18 protein-coding genes, 1 other RNA gene and 1 pseudogene are annotated in these 16,015 nt (G+C 60.9%); 12 read left to right on the top strand and 8 right to left on the bottom strand.

The features are described 5' to 3' along the window. The first annotated feature begins 46 nt into the window (after positions 1-46). Entirely contained in the window at positions 47-373 is a 327-nt protein-coding gene (locus tag AC1DIJ_RS21610; RefSeq protein WP_112385466.1) for an ArsR/SmtB family transcription factor, read from the top strand. A 38-nt stretch (positions 374-411) separates the two neighbouring features. Here the strand turns inward: AC1DIJ_RS21610 and AC1DIJ_RS21605 are convergent, their stop codons facing one another. After that, positions 412-1,605, bottom strand: coding sequence for an MFS transporter (locus AC1DIJ_RS21605; protein WP_112385708.1), 1,194 nt, complete (start codon positions 1,603-1,605; stop codon positions 412-414). 276 nt (positions 1,606-1,881) lie between these two features. On the opposite strand from AC1DIJ_RS21605, the gene AC1DIJ_RS21600 reads away from it, so the two are divergent. Beyond that, the gene (locus tag AC1DIJ_RS21600; protein ID WP_112385467.1) at positions 1,882-2,283 is read left to right on the top strand and encodes a hypothetical protein; all 402 of its coding nucleotides are present in this window, start codon (positions 1,882-1,884) and stop codon (positions 2,281-2,283) included. 4 nt (positions 2,284-2,287) lie between these two features. Here AC1DIJ_RS21600 and AC1DIJ_RS21595 read toward each other — a convergent pair whose 3' ends face one another. Together AC1DIJ_RS21595 and AC1DIJ_RS21590 are read right to left on the bottom strand one after the other, a co-directional pair. Beyond that, positions 2,288-2,977 (bottom strand): LysR substrate-binding domain-containing protein, encoded by a 690-nt coding sequence (locus AC1DIJ_RS21595; RefSeq protein WP_477831551.1) that lies wholly within the window; start codon positions 2,975-2,977, stop codon positions 2,288-2,290. Between the two features lie 42 nt (positions 2,978-3,019). Further along, positions 3,020-3,208 (bottom strand): annotated as a pseudogene (locus AC1DIJ_RS21590) (helix-turn-helix domain-containing protein); the annotation flags it as partial. Positions 3,209-3,293: 85 nt separating this feature from the next. Between AC1DIJ_RS21590 and AC1DIJ_RS21585 the strand changes: the two are divergent. Further along, positions 3,294-3,446 carry a hypothetical protein gene (locus tag AC1DIJ_RS21585; protein WP_162698732.1) on the top strand — a complete coding sequence of 51 codons (153 nt, stop codon included), beginning with the start codon at positions 3,294-3,296 and terminating at the stop codon, positions 3,444-3,446. A gap of 10 nt (positions 3,447-3,456) precedes the next feature. Here AC1DIJ_RS21585 and ssrS read toward each other — a convergent pair. The 3 genes from ssrS to AC1DIJ_RS21570 form a co-directional block, all read right to left on the bottom strand. After that, positions 3,457-3,615: non-coding RNA, 6S RNA (gene ssrS, locus AC1DIJ_RS21580), on the bottom strand. A 60-nt stretch (positions 3,616-3,675) separates the two neighbouring features. After that, positions 3,676-4,053, bottom strand: coding sequence for a cell division protein ZapA (locus AC1DIJ_RS21575; RefSeq protein ID WP_112385469.1), 378 nt, complete (start codon positions 4,051-4,053; stop codon positions 3,676-3,678). Between the two features lie 13 nt (positions 4,054-4,066). Next, the gene (locus AC1DIJ_RS21570) at positions 4,067-4,342 is read right to left on the bottom strand and encodes a DUF4164 domain-containing protein (RefSeq protein WP_112385709.1); all 276 of its coding nucleotides are present in this window, start codon (positions 4,340-4,342) and stop codon (positions 4,067-4,069) included. 342 nt (positions 4,343-4,684) lie between these two features. Between AC1DIJ_RS21570 and tkt the strand changes: the two genes are divergently transcribed. From tkt to AC1DIJ_RS21555, 3 genes are all read left to right on the top strand, one after another. Beyond that, positions 4,685-6,658 (top strand): transketolase, encoded by a 1,974-nt coding sequence (tkt, locus tag AC1DIJ_RS21565; RefSeq protein WP_112385470.1) that lies wholly within the window; start codon positions 4,685-4,687, stop codon positions 6,656-6,658. Between the two features lie 68 nt (positions 6,659-6,726). Continuing rightward, positions 6,727-7,737: a type I glyceraldehyde-3-phosphate dehydrogenase gene (gene gap / locus AC1DIJ_RS21560; RefSeq protein ID WP_112385471.1), complete on the top strand. Its 1,011-nt coding sequence runs from the start codon at positions 6,727-6,729 to the stop codon at positions 7,735-7,737. 93 nt (positions 7,738-7,830) lie between these two features. Continuing rightward, a complete protein-coding gene (locus AC1DIJ_RS21555; protein WP_477831546.1) occupies positions 7,831-8,328 on the top strand; it encodes an N-acetyltransferase family protein in 498 nt (165 codons plus the stop codon). Here the strand turns inward: AC1DIJ_RS21555 and AC1DIJ_RS21550 are convergent. After that, positions 8,315-8,464 (bottom strand): hypothetical protein, encoded by a 150-nt coding sequence (locus AC1DIJ_RS21550; RefSeq protein ID WP_162702613.1) that lies wholly within the window; start codon positions 8,462-8,464, stop codon positions 8,315-8,317. The two genes, AC1DIJ_RS21555 and AC1DIJ_RS21550, sit on opposite strands and share 14 nt — an antisense overlap. 143 nt (positions 8,465-8,607) lie before the next feature. Here AC1DIJ_RS21550 and AC1DIJ_RS21545 point away from each other — a divergent pair, with 143 nt between their 5' ends. From AC1DIJ_RS21545 to AC1DIJ_RS21530, 4 genes are all read left to right on the top strand, one after another. Next, positions 8,608-10,476: a potassium/proton antiporter gene (locus AC1DIJ_RS21545; RefSeq protein ID WP_442210111.1), complete on the top strand. Its 1,869-nt coding sequence runs from the start codon at positions 8,608-8,610 to the stop codon at positions 10,474-10,476. Positions 10,477-10,546: 70 nt separating this feature from the next. Further along, entirely contained in the window at positions 10,547-11,746 is a 1,200-nt protein-coding gene (locus tag AC1DIJ_RS21540; RefSeq protein ID WP_112385472.1) for a phosphoglycerate kinase, read from the top strand. A 236-nt stretch (positions 11,747-11,982) separates the two neighbouring features. After that, the gene (locus AC1DIJ_RS21535) at positions 11,983-12,903 is read left to right on the top strand and encodes a fructose bisphosphate aldolase (protein WP_112385473.1); all 921 of its coding nucleotides are present in this window, start codon (positions 11,983-11,985) and stop codon (positions 12,901-12,903) included. A gap of 112 nt (positions 12,904-13,015) precedes the next feature. Further along, a complete protein-coding gene (locus AC1DIJ_RS21530) occupies positions 13,016-13,933 on the top strand; it encodes a PhzF family phenazine biosynthesis protein (RefSeq protein ID WP_112385474.1) in 918 nt (305 codons plus the stop codon). On the opposite strand, the gene AC1DIJ_RS21525 is transcribed toward AC1DIJ_RS21530, so the two are convergent. Next, a complete protein-coding gene (locus AC1DIJ_RS21525) occupies positions 13,930-14,094 on the bottom strand; it encodes a hypothetical protein (RefSeq protein ID WP_310297279.1) in 165 nt (54 codons plus the stop codon). The two genes, AC1DIJ_RS21530 and AC1DIJ_RS21525, sit on opposite strands and share 4 nt — an antisense overlap. 173 nt (positions 14,095-14,267) lie before the next feature. On the opposite strand from AC1DIJ_RS21525, the gene AC1DIJ_RS21520 reads away from it, so the two are divergent. Continuing rightward, a complete protein-coding gene (locus tag AC1DIJ_RS21520; RefSeq protein ID WP_477831545.1) occupies positions 14,268-15,548 on the top strand; it encodes an MFS transporter in 1,281 nt (426 codons plus the stop codon). A 31-nt stretch (positions 15,549-15,579) separates the two neighbouring features. Then, positions 15,580-15,771, top strand: coding sequence for a DUF1192 domain-containing protein (locus AC1DIJ_RS21515; RefSeq protein WP_112385476.1), 192 nt, complete (start codon positions 15,580-15,582; stop codon positions 15,769-15,771). Positions 15,772-16,015: the final 244 nt, after the last annotated feature.

The raw sequence follows: 16,015 nt of genomic DNA, 5'->3' as shown, positions 1-16,015 counted from the left end.
CCTCTTTTCCATTGTGATCGGCGCCATTATGTTATAAAAACATAACATGTCAAGCGAATCGGAAAACGACCCCGTCTTCAAGGCCCTCGCCCATTTCCGGCGCCGCGAGATCCTCGACCTTTTGAAGGACGGACCGCGCACGACCGGCATGCTTTGCGAAAATTTTCCGGATATGGACCGCTGCACGGTGATGCAGCATCTGAAGGTTCTGGAGGAATCCGGTCTGGTGATCGCGAAGAAGGAGGGCCGCGAACGCTGGAACCACCTCAACAGCCTGCCGATCAAACATATCTACGACCGCTGGATCAGCGCCTATGCCGGGCACGCTCTTTCGATCATCGACCGGCTGAAGAGCGATCTTGAAGCGCAATAGAAAACGGGCGCCGAAGCGCCCGTTGATTGCACGACCGTTCAGGCCGCCCTGCGCATCGGCTCCGCCGCCGGAACCACCCGCCGGTCGAGAGCCGCACTCTTCAGCGTCAGAAGCAGCGCACCAACGACCAGAATGGCGCCGACCCACGGTGTCGCCTGCAGGCCAAGCGGCGACTCGACGACCAGGCCGCCGATCCAGGCGCCTGCGGCAATCCCGAGGTTGAAGGCGGCGATGTTCAGCGCCGAGGCCACATCGACAGCTGCCGGGCGGACCTGCTTGGCAAGCTGAACGACATAGAGCTGCAGGCCCGGCACATTGGCGAAGGAGAGGAAGCCGAGCGCCACCAGCGTCGGGATCGTCAGCCAGGGAGAGACGGCCGTGAAGCTGAAGAGCACCAGAACCGCGGCCTGGGCAACGAAGAGCCAGGTCAGCGCCCGCACCGGATCCCGATTGGCGATCCGCCCGCCGACGATGTTGCCGGCAGCGATCGCCAGGCCGTAGAGCACCAGGATGAGGCTAACTGAGGAAGCCGAGAAGCCGGTGACCTCCTGCAGGATCGAGGCCAGGAAGGTGAAGGCCACGAAGGTGCCGCCATATCCGAGCGCCGTCATTCCGAACACCATCAGCAGGCGCCCGCTACCGAGGACGCCGGCCTGCTGGCGCAGCGTCGCCGGTTCGGCCTTCGTCAGCGTCGATGGCAGCAGGACGGCAATCGCAATCAAGGCGATGACGCCCAGCCCGGCAACGGCTGCGAATGTCGCGCGCCAGCCGAAAGTCTGGCCGATGAACGTGCCGAGCGGCACGCCGGTGACGATCGCCACCGTCAAGCCCATGAACATCATGGCAATGGCCGAGGCACGGCGATTTTCAGGAACCAGACCGGCGGCGATCGTCGAGCCGACCGAGAAGAACACGCCATGGGCAAAGGCCGACAGCACACGGGCGACCAGCAGCGGCAGGTAGCCTGGGCTGAGCGCGGCCATCGCATTGCCAAGGACAAACAGCGCCATTAGCCCGAGCAACAGCGGCTTGCGCTCGATCCGGCCGGTGAGCGCCGTCAGGATAGGCGCACCGAAAGTGACGCCGAGGGCATAGACGCTGACGATCAGGCCGGCGAGCGGCAGCGTGATGTGAAGGTCATCGGCAACGGTTGGCAGCAGACCGACGATGACGAATTCGGTGGTTCCGATCGCGTAGGCCGCGATCGTCAAAGCAAAAAGTGCAAGGGGCATAATGAGATCCGATGTGAAAGCCGCATCTGACAGGCGCGGCAAATTCTTGTTCGGCTCACAATATGGGCGACCGCCATTGCCAAGATAATCCGGATGGAAACCCCAACACTTGTGAATTCAATTCACCAAATCAAACTCGCTCCGGTATGTGCAACAGCCGTCCGTTTGTAAAAATTGGAAATAGTTTGTGACTAAGTCTATACAAAAGCTGACGTTTTTCGACTTGCGGCGGAAACCGACATACCGGATATTGAAGGCAACTTCGAGGACGCCGTTATGATCAGAATGATTCAAGATCCCGCCGAACTGGCCGGAGAAGACATCACTGGCAAATATATCCTGCGCAAGCTGAACTATCACTGGTTCGCTTACGGCAAGGCCGCGATCGTGACAGCCTGCAAGGGCACGATTCTGCATCTCGACCGCGAAGAGACCGTTTTCTCCGAGCGCTGGGGCCGCCGTGCGTATACCGGCAATGGAAAGCGCTATCCGGGCGGCATCTGTCCGATATCAGCCGTTGCCTGCATCTGCGATACCCCGGAGGACGTCAACGCCGTCATCCAGCTCGATGTCGATGCACAGGACGAGTTCTACCAGCTGATTGCCAAGGCCGAAGCAAGAGTCCAGGCGCTCGCCGCATCCTCGCAGAACACCATCTATCTGGCTGCAGCCGAGTAAGAACTTATTGCTGCGGCCCTGTCTGGCTGAGCAGCCACTGCCTGAAGAGCGCGACTGACGATCTTTCCAGGGCGCCCGCCGGATAAAGCATCGCATAATTCAATGCCGCCGGCTGCTGTTCGACGAAACAGCGCACCAATTTTCCCGACTGAAGATCTGCATCCACCAACGAACTTCGAACGAGCGCAAAGCCTTCGCCCCGGCCGCAGGCTTCCAGCATCTCCTCGAACGTATCGAAGACCTGTGCTTCCCGCACCGCTTCGCCAATATCGAAACCGGCCAGCTCCTGCGAATTCAGGTCGCCACCAACCTGCTCGAACCATCGCTGCCAATCGAGAACTGTATGACGCATGCCGCGATAGGCAAGCAGAGGTGCCGCACGAACCGCACCCCGGCGCGGAAGCCGCGCGGAGACTTCCTGCGCACACACCACGAATTCGTCGTCGAGCAATAAAGATTCGGTCACAAGCTCTGAGCCGCCATGCCCAAGCCAGATCGCCAGATCGACGCTGGTGAAATCGGGGCGCTGATAGGTGACCGCGGTGCGCACCTCAATCTTCGGATAACGGCGGCAGAAGGCTTCCAGACGCGGCGCCAGCCATTGGCTGGAAAATTCAGGTGTCGTGGCAATGACCAGCGAAGGATTGAGGCTTGCCGCGCGGCCCTGATGCAGGGCCGTCTCCAGCGCGGTCATCGCTGCGGAAATTTCCGGATGAAGCTTCGCTCCGAGAGCTGACAGCCTGGCCCCATGCCGCCCGCGGTCGAAAAGCCGCCCGCCAAGCCAGCCTTCCAGCTGCGCGATCTGGTGGCTGACCGCCGTCTGCGTCAGCCCTAGCCGCTCCGCCGCTTTGGCAAAGCCACCGGTTTCCGCAATTGCGCAGAAGGCCTGCAATGTGGCGACAGGCGGCAGAACTCGATTTGGCATGAAAATCCTTCACCATTGAGCGGGGGGAGTTTCATTATACCGCGCTACTCTACAGCAGTAAATTGGCGTCATGGAAGGAAAGACCATGACCGTTTCCATGAAATTTCTGAATATCTTGCTGCGCTTGGTTCAGCCATATCGGGCCAAATCGGCGGCCAAACCGCCCCGCCCCGCCAAGGCCAACGACCTAAGCGCTCACCTGAAGAAGGACGTGGCAATCGGGGAAGGGAAACTGTGAAGGGGAAAAAGTGCGATCCGCGGCAACCGGTGGATGTTTACGATCCTGGGTGCCTACAAACGTAGGTGGGCGCCATATGTCCAGGCCCACGAGCCTAGTCAGGGACAGCTCCCGTTGGATCGAGTATGGCCCCAGGGATTGTGATTCCTGTCGAGAGGCGCAGATCGCCTTCAATATATAAGGGCGTTCTCGAGGCCGCGCCAGTGGCAGAAGACAGTGTTTCGGCGAATTAATTCAGCTCGGCAGGCGTCCGGCCGTTCAGCTTTTCGGTGATGCTACGCAGGCGGCTGGTAACTTCGCCAAGCGCCGATGCCAGCGTCTCCTCGGTGCGCGAGGTCGCGGCAAGCACCGTATCACGGTTGCTGCGCAGACCATCGAGCTCCGCCTCGAGACCCGCCACCCGGCGCGTGAGCTCGGCAATCTCGTCCATCACCATGATACCGGCCATGACAGTGATCCTGAGATCGCCGATTTCGCCGAACTGGCCCTTGAGATGGCCGACATAGCCGTCGAAGCGGTTAGCGAGATCCGTCAGATGGCCTTCCTGGCCTTCCTCGCAGGCCATGCGATAGGCCTTGCCGTCGATCGTAACAGTCACCTGCGCCATGTCGCTGCTTCCTTTACCGGTCCAGAACCGCGCGAATGGTCTCCATCGCCGTTACCAGCCGGCGGGAGACCTCGCGATTGACCTCTTCCAGACGGTTCGCCCGGAATTCCGCCTGATCCAGCTCCTGCGCCAGTTTCGAGCGATCGGCATGAACGCGCCGTACCTCGCCCTCGATATCGCCTTGCTCGCGCTGGCGTTCGATGCGCATGTCGACGGCGTTCTCCAGGCCTGAGATGGCCTGTTTGAGCTCGTTGAGCGCTGCTTCCATGGCGTTGCCTGTCGGCGTCATTGTCTTAAGTCCGGTGTTCCCGCAGAAGACCATTCGAATCGGCAAGCGGTGCCGGTTCAGTGTTTTCAAGAGGATATGCAGCTCGCCAACTGCCCGTCAATAAAGGCGGCATGGGGGCACCGGCCCTATTCTGTGGATGACTGAAATAGTCCCAGTCTTTGCAGTGAATTGGTCTTTTGTAAAATTTGATGGTCAAATGTTAAAAATCGTCGCACCCGTCCCGGATTCGGCCTGCAATTTATTGACTTGGCCGTTCCAACTGCTATGTGTCACCCCGCTCTCATCGATGGTCTTCAGAAGGCTCGAGGCCATCCCCCGACACCCGGAACCCGTGGAATAGCCATGACCTCTCCTGAACAACACGACCGGATGGCAAATGCGATCCGCTTCCTCGCCATGGATGCAGTCGAAAAGGCTAATTCCGGCCATCCGGGCATGCCGATGGGCATGGCTGATGTCGCCACTGTCCTCTTCAGCAAGTATCTCCGCTTCGACCCGAAGAAGCCGCATTGGCCGAACCGCGACCGGTTCGTCCTCTCTGCAGGCCACGGCTCGATGCTTCTCTATTCGCTCCTCTATCTAACCGGCTACCCGGACATGTCGATCGAGGACCTGAAGCAGTTCCGCCAGCTCGGTTCGAAGACCGCCGGCCATCCTGAATACGGCCACGCGACCGGCATCGAAACGACCACCGGTCCGCTCGGCCAGGGCATTGCCAATGCTGTCGGCATGGCGATCGCCGAGCGCAAGCTGCGCGAGGAATTCGGTTCCGACCTGCAGGACCACTACACCTATGTCATCAACGGCGACGGCTGCTTGATGGAAGGCATCAGCCATGAAGCGATCGCCCTTGCCGGTCACCTGAAGCTGAACAAGCTGATCCTCTTCTGGGACAACAACTCGATCACCATCGACGGCGCTGTTTCGCTCTCCGACTCGACCGACCAGATCATGCGCTTCAAGGCGGTTCACTGGAACACGATCGAAGTCGACGGTCACGACCAGGCGGCAATCGCCGCTGCCATCGAAGCAGCCCACAAGTCCGACCGCCCGACCTTCATCGCCTGCAAGACGATCATCGGCTTCGGCGCTCCGAACAAGCAGGGCAGCCACAAGGTTCACGGCAACCCGCTCGGTGCCGAGGAAATCGCCGCTACCCGCAAGGCTCTGAACTGGGAAGCCGAACCTTTCGTCATCCCGGCCGACGTTCTCGACGCATGGCGCACCGCCGGTGCCCGCTCGGTCGATCTGGTCAAGTCCTGGGAAGCTGGCCTCGCAAAGTCGGCTCACAACGCCGAATTCAGCCGCCGCTTCGCTGGTGACCTGCCTGAAGGCTTCGATGCTGCGATCAGCGACCTGAAGAAGAAGATCGTCGAGACCAAGCCGACAGTCGCGACCCGCAAGGCGTCCGAGGACGTGCTTGAAGTGATCAACGGCCTTCTGCCGGAAACGCTCGGCGGCTCCGCCGACCTGACGCCTTCGAACAACACCAAGACCAGCCAGATGGTCTCGATCACGCCAACGGATTTCTCCGGCCGCTACATGCACTGGGGTATCCGCGAGCACGGCATGGCTTCGGCCATGAACGGCATCTCGTTGCACGGCGGAGTGATCCCCTATGGCGGCGGCTTCATGATCTTCTCGGACTATTGCCGTCCGCCGATCCGCCTCGCCGCCCTGATGGGCATTCGCCTCGTCCACGTCCTGACGCATGACTCGATCGGCGTCGGCGAAGACGGCCCGACCCACCAGCCGGTCGAACAGGTGCCGAGCCTGCGCGCCGTTCCGAACCTGCTGGTCTTCCGTCCGGCCGACGTCACCGAGACGGCGGAAGCCTGGCAGATCGCGCTGAAGACGAAGAACCGCCCGACCGCGCTGGCCTTGACCCGTCAGAACCTGACGACGGTTCGTACCGAATATTCGGAAGAGAACCTGACGACCAAGGGCGCCTATACGCTCGCCGGCAAGGCCGACGCCAAGGTGACGATCTTCGCTTCGGGCTCTGAAGTCGAACTCGCCGTTGCCGCCCGCGCCACGCTGGAAGCCAAGGGCGTTTCCGTCCGCGTCGTTTCCGTGCCCTGCACCGAACTGTTCTTCGAACAGCCGGATGCCTACCGCAAGGAAGTGCTCGGCAACTCGCCGGTCAAGATCGCCGTCGAAGCCGCCGTTCGCGAAGGCTGGGATGCGTTCATCGGTCCGGAAGGCACCTTCATCGGCATGAAGAGCTTCGGCGCTTCCGGCCCGGCCAAGGACGTCTTCAAGCATTTCGGCATCACGGCAGACGCCGTCGTCGCTGCCGCAGAAGCAAAGCTCTGAGTTTCAGGGAGAGCGCTCCGGCGCTCTCCACTCCATCCGCAAGCCCCATGTCTAGGGAGTGAATGCAAATGACTGTAAAGGTTGCCATCAACGGCTTCGGCCGCATCGGCCGCAACGTTCTCCGCGCTATCGTCGAATCCGGCCGCACCGACATCGAAGTCGTGGCGATCAACGACCTCGGCCCGGTCGAAACCAACGCTCACCTGCTGCGCTACGATTCGATCCACGGCAAGTTCCCGGCGACCGTCAAGGTCGAAGGCGACACGATCATCGTCGGCAACGGCAAGCCGATCAAGGTGACCGCCGTTCGCGATCCGGCACAGCTGCCGCACGGCGAACTCGGCGTCGATATCGCGCTCGAGTGCACCGGCATCTTCACCTCGCGTGACAAGGCTGCTGCCCACCTGACGGCCGGCGCCAAGCGCGTCATCGTTTCGGCTCCTGCCGACGGCGCTGACCTGACCGTCGTCTTCGGCGTCAACCACGACCAGCTGACCAAGGAACACTTGGTCATCTCCAACGCATCCTGCACGACGAACTGCCTCGTGCCGGTCGTAAAGGTTCTCGACGACGCCGTCGGTATCGATCATGGCTTCATGACCACGATCCACTCCTACACGGGTGACCAGCCGACGCTCGACACCATGCACAAGGACCTGTACCGCGCCCGCGCTGCAGCCCTGTCGATGATCCCGACCTCCACCGGCGCTGCCAAGGCCGTCGGCCTCGTGCTGCCGCACCTGAAGGGCAAGCTTGACGGCACGTCGATCCGCGTCCCGACCCCGAACGTCTCGGTCGTCGACTTCAAGTTCGTCTCCAAGAAGGCAACGACCGTCGGCGAAATCAACGAAGCCATCAAGGCTGCCTCCAACGGCAAGCTGAAGGGCGTTCTCGGCTACACCGACGAGCCGCTGGTTTCCCGCGACTTCAACCATGACGACCATTCGTCGATCTTCGCGACCGACCAGACCAAGGTCATGGAAGGCAACTTCGTCCGCGTTCTGTCCTGGTACGACAACGAATGGGGCTTCTCGAGCCGCATGTCCGACACGGCCGTCGCCTTCGCAAAGCTCATCTAAGCTTCGCTTTTGCGAAAAGCAGATCGAGAGAGCGGCCCGGGAAACCGGGCCGTTTTTGTTTTAAATGACGGCCGAAAAGGGGAGAACGGTATCTTGGTGGATCTCAGAATTCGAAAAGCGCGCGCAGCCGATGCCGATGAACTCACCATGCTCCTCAACGAGATCATCGCCGCTGGCGGCACGACGGCCATGGAAGAATCCTTCTCTCCCGATCAACTGCGAGACTGGTTCATAGACGGCCAGTCGGCGCTGACGTGCCATGTCGCTGAGACGGATGACGTCCTTGCGGGATTTCAGTTCCTAAGTCTCTATCCAGATCTTCCCGAGGGATGGGCCGACATCGGGACATTTTCCCGCAAGCACCCCAAAATCCCCGGCGTCGGCACTGCCCTGTTCGCGGCAACGCTTGCCGCCGCCCGGACGCTCGGTATGGAGTTCATCAACGCGACGATCCGCGCCGACAATACCGGTGGTCTGGCCTACTATGCGAAAATGGGCTTCGAGACCTACAGCGTCACGAAGGATGTTCCCCTTCTCGACGGCACGCCGGTCGATCGCATCAACAAGCGCTTTCAGGTCAATCGCCGATAAGCGCCGCCTTATCGGCAAAAGCGATGCTCATCTCAGTTTTTGCCCTGCTCTCGCCTGATTTGCCTATACATTCTTTATAGAGATTCTCTCCCGTAGCATTCGTTGGTGAGCCGTCCGGCTCTCCGTTCAGCAGCATGACGCCGCAGCCCAGCAAGGTTAAGCCGCAAGGCCTACCCTTCCGGTCTGTTTTGCCGTTTACTGGCGGAAGCGCAGCAAGGACGAGGATCGAGCAATGGTTGCGGTTTCCGGGGGCGGGCCGCGGCGCGGATGTGAAAGGGGATGGACGTGGAAGCATTCTATATCGTCGTGCTGGTTTCGACGGCGCTGGTGCTTCTTGCGGCCTTCTCCAGCCTGCTCGCCTTCCGTTTCGGCGCCCCCTTGCTGCTGCTCTTCCTCGGCATCGGCCTGCTGGCCGGTGTGGATGGCCTCGGCATCGAGTTCAGCAACAATTATCTTGCCTATATCCTTGGCTCCATCGCGCTCGCCGTCATCCTCTTCGATTCCGGCTTCGGCACGCCAATTCAGGCCTTCAAGCTTGCCGCTATACCCTCGCTGACGCTTGCATCCGTCGGCGTTCTGATGACCGCCGCCCTTGTCGGCTTCGCCGCTACCTGGCTGCTCAATTTCAGCTGGCTGGAAGGCATGCTGCTCGGCTCCATCGTCGCCTCGACCGATGCCGCCGCTGTCTTCTTCCTGCTGCGCATCGGCGGCATCAATATTCGCGACAAGGTGCGCTCGACGCTGGAAGTCGAGTCCGGCACAAACGATCCGATGGCGATCTTCCTCACCATCGTCCTCGTCGAACTGCTGGCGAGCGGCGAAGGCTATTCCGGCATCAATCTGTCGATGCTGGCCCTCTTCATCGAGGAAATGGGTCTCGGCGTCATCCTCGGCATGCTCGGCGGCATGATGATCGCCCAGGTGGTCAGCCGCCTCGATACCGATCGCGGCCTGACGCCGATCTTCGTGCTCGGCCTTGCCATGCTGGTCTTCGCCTTCACCGGCGCGGTCGGCGGCAGCGGCTTCCTCGCCGTCTATGTCGCGGGCATCTATGCCGGTAACCGCAAGCTTCCGGGCCTTGCCGCCATCAAGCGCTTCCAGGACGGCATGACCTGGCTGGCACAGATCATCATGTTCCTCGTGCTCGGGCTTTTGGCAACGCCGTCGCAGTTTCCGGCAATCATCCTGCCCGCCGTGGCGCTGGCGCTGTTCCTGATCTTCGTCGCCCGGCCGCTGGCCGTATGGCTATCGCTGCTGCCCTATGACTATACGCAGCAGGAAATCGGTTTCGTCGCCTGGGTCGGCCTGCGCGGCGCCGTCTCGATCCTGCTCGCCATCATGCCCATCCTCGGCGGCCTGCCAAATGGCCATGTCTATTTCAACGTCGCCTTCATCATCGTCCTCGTCTCGCTCCTCGTCCAAGGATGGACGATCAAACCGGTGGCGAAGAAGCTCGGCCTCATCATTCCGCCGCGCATGGGCGCCGTCGACAAGGTCGAGATCGATCTGCCGGGCTCTGCAAACCATGAACTCCTCGCCTACCGCGTCATCAAGGACAGCCCCGTCCTCCGTGGCGAGCGCATCCCGCGCTGGGCCACACCGTCGCTGGTCATCCGCGACGGCAAGTCGCTGCGCTATCAATATGCCGGGCGGCTGCGCGAAAACGATCTGGTCTATCTCTTCATCGTGCCGAGCTACGCGCGCCTGCTCGACCGTCTCTTTGCGAGCAAGGCGCCTGTCGATGAGGATGATGCGGATTTCTTCGGGGCGTTCGCGCTCTCGCCGATCCGTCCAGCCGCCGATCTCGATGCCGCCTATGGGCCGGGTCTGCTGAACGAATCCGAGAAGGGCCTGACGATCGCCGAACTGATGAAGCAGCGGCTTGGCGGCAAGGCCGACTATGCCGATCGTGTCCGTCTCGGCTCGATCATCCTCATCGTTCGCGACCTCGACGACCAGGATCACATCAGCTCCGTCGGCATGTCTCTGGAAGCGGTGGAACCGGCAATTACCCTGCCGATCTTCATCAACATGCGCGATATCATCCAGCGCATCCGCGACCGCTTCAAAGGCCGCCATGTGCCGGAGCCCGCGCATGTGGGACGGGTGCCGGAGAGCGACGAAAACGCGCGTGAAAAGCACGGCTGAACACCTTGCGTCGCGGGGCATCCTTGCTATGGTCGGCCACCTTCCAAGGCACTAACGAACGGATACTCCCATGCCAGCTTTCAAGACCCTCGACGACCTCAACGGCATCGCCGGCAAGCGCGTTCTCGTCCGCGTCGATCTCAACGTTCCGGTGAAAGACGGCAAGGTTACCGACGCAACCCGCATCGAGCGCGTCGCACCGACGATCCTCGAACTGTCGAAGAAGGGCGCAAAGGTCATCCTGCTTGCCCATTTCGGCCGCCCGAAGGATGGTCCCTCGCCTGACCTTTCGCTGTCGCTGATCGCAGCCGACGTCGCCAAGGTTCTCGGCAAGCCCGTTGCCACCGCCACGGACTCGATCGGCGATGCAGCATCCGCCGCCGTCGCCAAGCTGCAGGACGGCGATATCCTGCTGCTCGAAAACACCCGTTTCCACAAGGCCGAAGAAAAGAACGACGCCGAACACACCAAGGCGCTCGCCGCCAACGGCGACATCTATGTCAACGACGCCTTCTCCGCGGCCCACCGTGCGCATTCCTCGACCGAAGGTCTCGCCCACCTGCTGCCTGCCTATGCCGGACGCACGATGCAGGCGGAGCTGGAAGCGCTGGAAAAGGGTCTCGGTGAGCCGGTTCGCCCGGTCGTCGCCATCGTCGGCGGCGCCAAGGTCTCGAGCAAGATCGACCTGTTGATGAACCTGGTGAAGAAGGTCGACGCCCTCGTGATCGGCGGCGGCATGGCCAACACCTTCATCGCCGCCCGCGGCACCAATGTCGGCAAGTCGCTCTGCGAGCATGATCTCGCCGAAACCGCAAAGCAGATCATGATCGAAGCCGCATCCGCCGGCTGCGCCATCATCCTGCCGGAGGACGGCGTCGTCGCCCGCGAATTCAAGGCGGGAGCCGCCAACGAGACGGTCGCCATCGAAGCGATCCCTGCCGATGCCATGGTTCTCGACGTCGGCCCGAAGTCGGTCGAAGCCGTCAAGGCCTGGATCGACCGTGCGCAGACGCTGGTCTGGAACGGCCCGCTCGGCGCTTTCGAGATCGAGCCCTTCGACAAAGCGACGGTTGCGGCGGCACAATACGCTGCCGAGCGTACCAAGGCCGGCAAGCTGACTTCGGTCGCGGGCGGTGGCGATACCGTTTCGGCGCTCAACCATGCTGGCGTCGCCGACGACTTCAGCTACGTCTCGACGGCAGGCGGCGCCTTCCTGGAATGGATGGAAGGCAAGGTCCTTCCAGGCGTTGCCGTTCTCAAGGGCAAATAATCAGCCAAAGCTGATTTAACAATTTTTACATGTGGATAGGACCGCGGAAGCACCTCGCTTTTGCGGTCTTTTGCTCAGTGGGGCCAAAACTGCCCAAACTTTCAAACGATTGAAATGATTTCAATCGTTTCAATGGTTTAGCGCTCCATTCTCCCGCTCATAAACTTCTGTTATCCGCGAATGATAGCCATTGAGCCGTAGGCGCCTAGCGCGCCGATTTTTGGGATAGGAGCAGCATGGTAGACGCGAAGATGTTGGATAAGATGAGCTCTGCACCGGGTTTCATTGCAGCGCTGGATCAAAGCGGTGGCTCGACGCCGAAGGCACTGCGTCTTTATGGCGTATCTGAATCGGATTATTCCGGTGACGAGGAAATGTTCCGACTGGTCCATGCCATGCGCGCCCGCATCATGAGCGCGCCTGCCTTTTCGGGCGAGAAGGTCATCGCCGCGATCCTCTTCGAACGAACCATGGACGGCGAAGTCGATGGTCAGGCTGTCCCCTCCTACCTCTGGGAAAAGCGCGGCGTCGTTCCCTTTCTGAAGATCGACAAGGGCCTCGAAGCCGAGGAAAACGGCGTTCAGGTGATGAAGCCGATGCCGGATCTGGACGCGCTCCTGATCCGCGCCCGGCAGAAGGGCATATTCGGCACGAAGATGCGCTCGGTCATCGCCCATGCCGACAAGGCAGGGATCGCCGCCGTCGTGAAACAGCAGTTCGAAGTGGCGCGCCAGATCATCGGCCACGGCCTCATCCCGATCGTCGAGCCGGAAGTCTCGATCAACAGCCCGACGAAGCAGCAGGCCGAGGCCATCCTGCGCGACGAGATCCTAAAGGAACTGGACAAGCTTCCCGCCGGTGAAAACGTCATGATCAAGCTGACGATCCCGACCGTTGCCGATCTCTATGGGCCGCTGATCGCCCACAAGTCGGTGATCCGCGTTGTCGCCCTTTCAGGCGGATACAGCACCGAGGAAGCCTGCGAAAAACTCAGCCATAACCACGGCATGATCGCCAGCTTCTCCCGCGCTCTGGCGGAAAATCTGCGCGTGACGATGAGCGACGCGGAATTCGACGCAAGCCTGACCAAAACGATCGCCCAGATCTATGCGGCAAGCGTCGATAAGTCCGACGCGCGCGAGAGCGCCCTCGTTTGATCAAATATGGGCGGCCTTGGCCGCCCATTTTCTTTGTCACGGCGACAAGTTTGCCCCTTCTGCGACAGGCGCTCCCGGCTAATCATGGTGGCCTGCCGAACAGGAGCCTGCCGTGCCCAATCTTGCCTACACCACCCTCGACGTCTTCACCTCCGTTCGCTTCGAGGGCAATCCGCTTGCCGTCATTACCGGCGCCGAGCATCTCGATACGACCGAGATGCAGAAGATCGCCGCCGAGTTCGGCTATTCCGAAATCACCTTCGTGCTGCCGCCGAAGGATCCTGCCAACACCGCGCATGTCCGCATCTTCACGCCGACCATGGAAGTGCCCTTTGCCGGCCATCCGAATGTCGGCACCGCCTATTTCATCGGCCAGCAAAGCGACATCTTCGGCAAACGGGTCGGCGACCGGCTGCGCTTCGAGGAAGCCGCCGGTATCGTCGAGGTCGATCTGCGCCGCAGCAATGGACAGGTGACCGCAGCGACGATCCGTGCGCCAAAACCGCTGCAGGTAGGCGCTGCAATCCCGGAAGCCGATATTGCCCGCTGCATCGCCATACGACCGGACCAGATCGCCACCGCACGCCACCACCCGCTTTTCGTCTCCGTCGGCCTGGAATTTGCCGTTGCCGAACTCGCGAACCTCGAGGCACTTGCCGCAGCGGTGCCCAACCCCGCCCTGTTCCGAGAGGCCGCCGGGAACCGCGGCGAGAACAACCACGACTTCTCGCTGTTCCTCTATGTCCGCTCGAAGGAAGACCCCTGGCATCTTCGTGCGCGCATGTTTGCGCCACTCGATAACGTCCCTGAAGACCCGGCGACCGGCAGTGCCTCCGCCGCCCTCTCGGCATATCTGGTTTCCCGGACGCCCGGAAACGACAGCCAACAACGCATCACGATCGAACAGGGTGTCGAGATGGGCCGTCGGAGCATCATTGAGGTCGATGTGACGAAAGCGGGCGGACCGATCACCGATGTCCGCATTTCCGGCAGCTGCGTCTTCGTCATGCGCGGCGAGATTCTCGCCTAGCCGAAGAACTCGCGCCCAAGCAGCGCCACCGTCCAGATCGCGAAAGCGATCAGCGCAATCTTCCAGAAGTCCATCCGCCGTCGCAAACCGGGCAGCCCGAACGGCTTGATGATGTGTATGACCATGGCCAGGATGAGCAGCAATGCGAGCAGCTTGGTCATGGTTTTATTTTTCCAATATTATCATAATGTCACAGGACCGACATTATTCCGGGCGAACACAGAATTTCTTCATGCCGTAACGGCATTCCGGGGCACAATCAACACCATTGGGACTGGGCGGGACATCGTCTCGGCTATGTCTTTTTGAAATCGAACTCGTCGAGAGTGGGCATATGAGAAGAAATCTGCTGTCCGTCGCCGCGCTGCTTTTCGGAACGCTTTTCCTCTTCATGGGCAATGGCCTGCAGGGCATCCTGCTCCCCGTCCGCGGGAACATCGAAGGTTACGCCACCACCACGCTCGGTCTGCTCGGCACATCTTGGGCCGGCGGCTTTGTTATCGGCTGCCTCGTGGCGCCGAATATGGTGCGCCGTGTCGGCCATGTGCGCGCTTTCTCCGGTTTCATCGCCATCATCGCCATCAGCGCGCTGTTCAGCGGTATCGTCATCGATCCGGTCTGGTGGATTGCGCTGCGCGCCGTCACCGGCTTCTCCACCGCCGGCACCTCGATGATCATCGAAAGCTGGCTGAACGAACGGGCGACGAACGAAAGCCGTGGCGCGATCTTCTCGCTCTATATCGCCATTACGCTGTTCGGCGTCGTCGGCGGCCAGATGATGATCCCGCTGGAGGATGTGCGCACGCCCATCCTGTTCATGATCTGCGGCGTCTTCTATTGCGTCGCCATGCTGCCGACGACGCTGTCGACGGCGGCTTCTCCGCAGCCGCTGAAGGCCGTGCGCCTCGACCTGCCGGCGCTCTACCGCAATTCGCCCGTCTCATGCCTCGGCATCCTGCTCGTCGGCATTGCCAATGGTGCCTATGGTACGCTGGGCGCCGTCTTCGGCGCAGGTGCCGGGCTGTCGGATACCAGCATCGCCATCATGATGAGCGCCACGATCTTTGCCGGCGCCGTCATGCAGTTTCCAGCCGGCCGTCTCTCGGACCGCATCGACCGCCGTTACGTTCTGGCCGCCATGTCCGGCCTTGCTGCTCTCGCCGGTATTCTGATCGTTCTCTTCAGCCCGTCCGACCCCTTCTGGGTGATCGGCCTCGTTGTGTTCTACGGCGCCGTCGCCAACACGCTCTATCCGATCGCCGTGGCGCACGCGAACGACTTCGCCTCCTCCGAGGATTTCGTGAAGGTCTCCGGCGGACTGCTGCTGCTCTACGGCATCGGCACCGTCATCGGCCCGACGATCGGCGGGCCCGTCATGTCCATGGTCAGCCCGCACGCGCTGTTCCTCGTAACGGCGATCGCTCACGTGCTGATCGCCGCCTATGCGATCATCCGCAGCCRCCTTCGCGCTGCCATCCACCCCGATGCCCGTGACGCCTACACGACGATCCCGACGGCAACATCGCCGATGATCACGCCCGAAAGCATGACGCTTGCCGACCGCGGATCCAACAAGTCTCCCGAAAGTGGCGATCCTGCTGTAAAGTATGGTTGAAAAGCCAAACTGAACGAAAGGGAGGATTGCCATGAGCTTCTTTGACGAGGAACGGCCAGTGAAGAAGACCGCCCACGAGATTGGTGCGGATCTTTCGCTGTTGTCGGTCGGTGAGCTCGAGGAGCGAATCGAGCTGCTGAAAAGCGAGATCGCAAGACTGGAGGCCGAGTCGGCCAGGAAGGCTTCCGGGCGCGCCGCCGCCGAGGGCCTGTTCCGCACCTGACTTCAGAAAAGAAGTCACAGGCAAGCGCAAAACACGCTTCGCCCAGTCTTAATGCTGAACAGTATTAACAGGATATTAAGCTTTACGAGCTACTACTTAAACCATCCAGATTTCGTCTGGATCTCAGACAGTTTTCCATGCGGTGAATTGGTCTGATTTTTCTCCCTGTTTTACCTTGAGAGCCGCTTTTGCGGCTCTTCTTTTTTGCCTGCACGGCCGTTCACCACGAATCTGTGGAAGTTAA

The sequence above is a fragment of the Rhizobium sp. 10N427 genome (assembly GCF_056394605.1).
The sequence above is the reverse complement of the archived record's forward strand: the minus strand, read 5'-3'. Positions and strand labels throughout refer to the sequence as shown.

Excerpts from the sequence above, each read along its gene's own strand:
- AC1DIJ_RS21605 (WP_112385708.1), bottom strand. The coding sequence starts at position 1,605 with ATGCCCCTTGCACTTTTTGCTTTGACGATCGCGGCCTACGCGATCGGA.
- AC1DIJ_RS21525 (WP_310297279.1), bottom strand. The coding sequence starts at position 14,094 with ATGACCAAGCTGCTCGCATTGCTGCTCATCCTGGCCATGGTCATACAC.
- AC1DIJ_RS21575 (WP_112385469.1), bottom strand. The coding sequence starts at position 4,053 with ATGGCGCAGGTGACTGTTACGATCGACGGCAAGGCCTATCGCATGGCC.
- gap (WP_112385471.1), top strand. The coding sequence starts at position 6,727 with ATGACTGTAAAGGTTGCCATCAACGGCTTCGGCCGCATCGGCCGCAAC.
- AC1DIJ_RS21585 (WP_162698732.1), top strand. The coding sequence starts at position 3,294 with ATGACCGTTTCCATGAAATTTCTGAATATCTTGCTGCGCTTGGTTCAG.
- AC1DIJ_RS21600 (WP_112385467.1), top strand. The coding sequence starts at position 1,882 with ATGATCAGAATGATTCAAGATCCCGCCGAACTGGCCGGAGAAGACATC.
- AC1DIJ_RS21515 (WP_112385476.1), top strand. The coding sequence starts at position 15,580 with ATGAGCTTCTTTGACGAGGAACGGCCAGTGAAGAAGACCGCCCACGAG.
- AC1DIJ_RS21540 (WP_112385472.1), top strand. The coding sequence starts at position 10,547 with ATGCCAGCTTTCAAGACCCTCGACGACCTCAACGGCATCGCCGGCAAG.
- AC1DIJ_RS21550 (WP_162702613.1), bottom strand. The coding sequence starts at position 8,464 with ATGCTGCTGAACGGAGAGCCGGACGGCTCACCAACGAATGCTACGGGA.
- AC1DIJ_RS21610 (WP_112385466.1), top strand. The coding sequence starts at position 47 with ATGTCAAGCGAATCGGAAAACGACCCCGTCTTCAAGGCCCTCGCCCAT.
- AC1DIJ_RS21535 (WP_112385473.1), top strand. The coding sequence starts at position 11,983 with ATGGTAGACGCGAAGATGTTGGATAAGATGAGCTCTGCACCGGGTTTC.
- AC1DIJ_RS21595 (WP_477831551.1), bottom strand. The coding sequence starts at position 2,977 with ATGACCGCGCTGGAGACGGCCCTGCATCAGGGCCGCGCGGCAAGCCTC.
- tkt (WP_112385470.1), top strand. The coding sequence starts at position 4,685 with ATGACCTCTCCTGAACAACACGACCGGATGGCAAATGCGATCCGCTTC.
- AC1DIJ_RS21545 (WP_442210111.1), top strand. The coding sequence starts at position 8,608 with ATGGACGTGGAAGCATTCTATATCGTCGTGCTGGTTTCGACGGCGCTG.
- AC1DIJ_RS21570 (WP_112385709.1), bottom strand. The coding sequence starts at position 4,342 with ATGACGCCGACAGGCAACGCCATGGAAGCAGCGCTCAACGAGCTCAAA.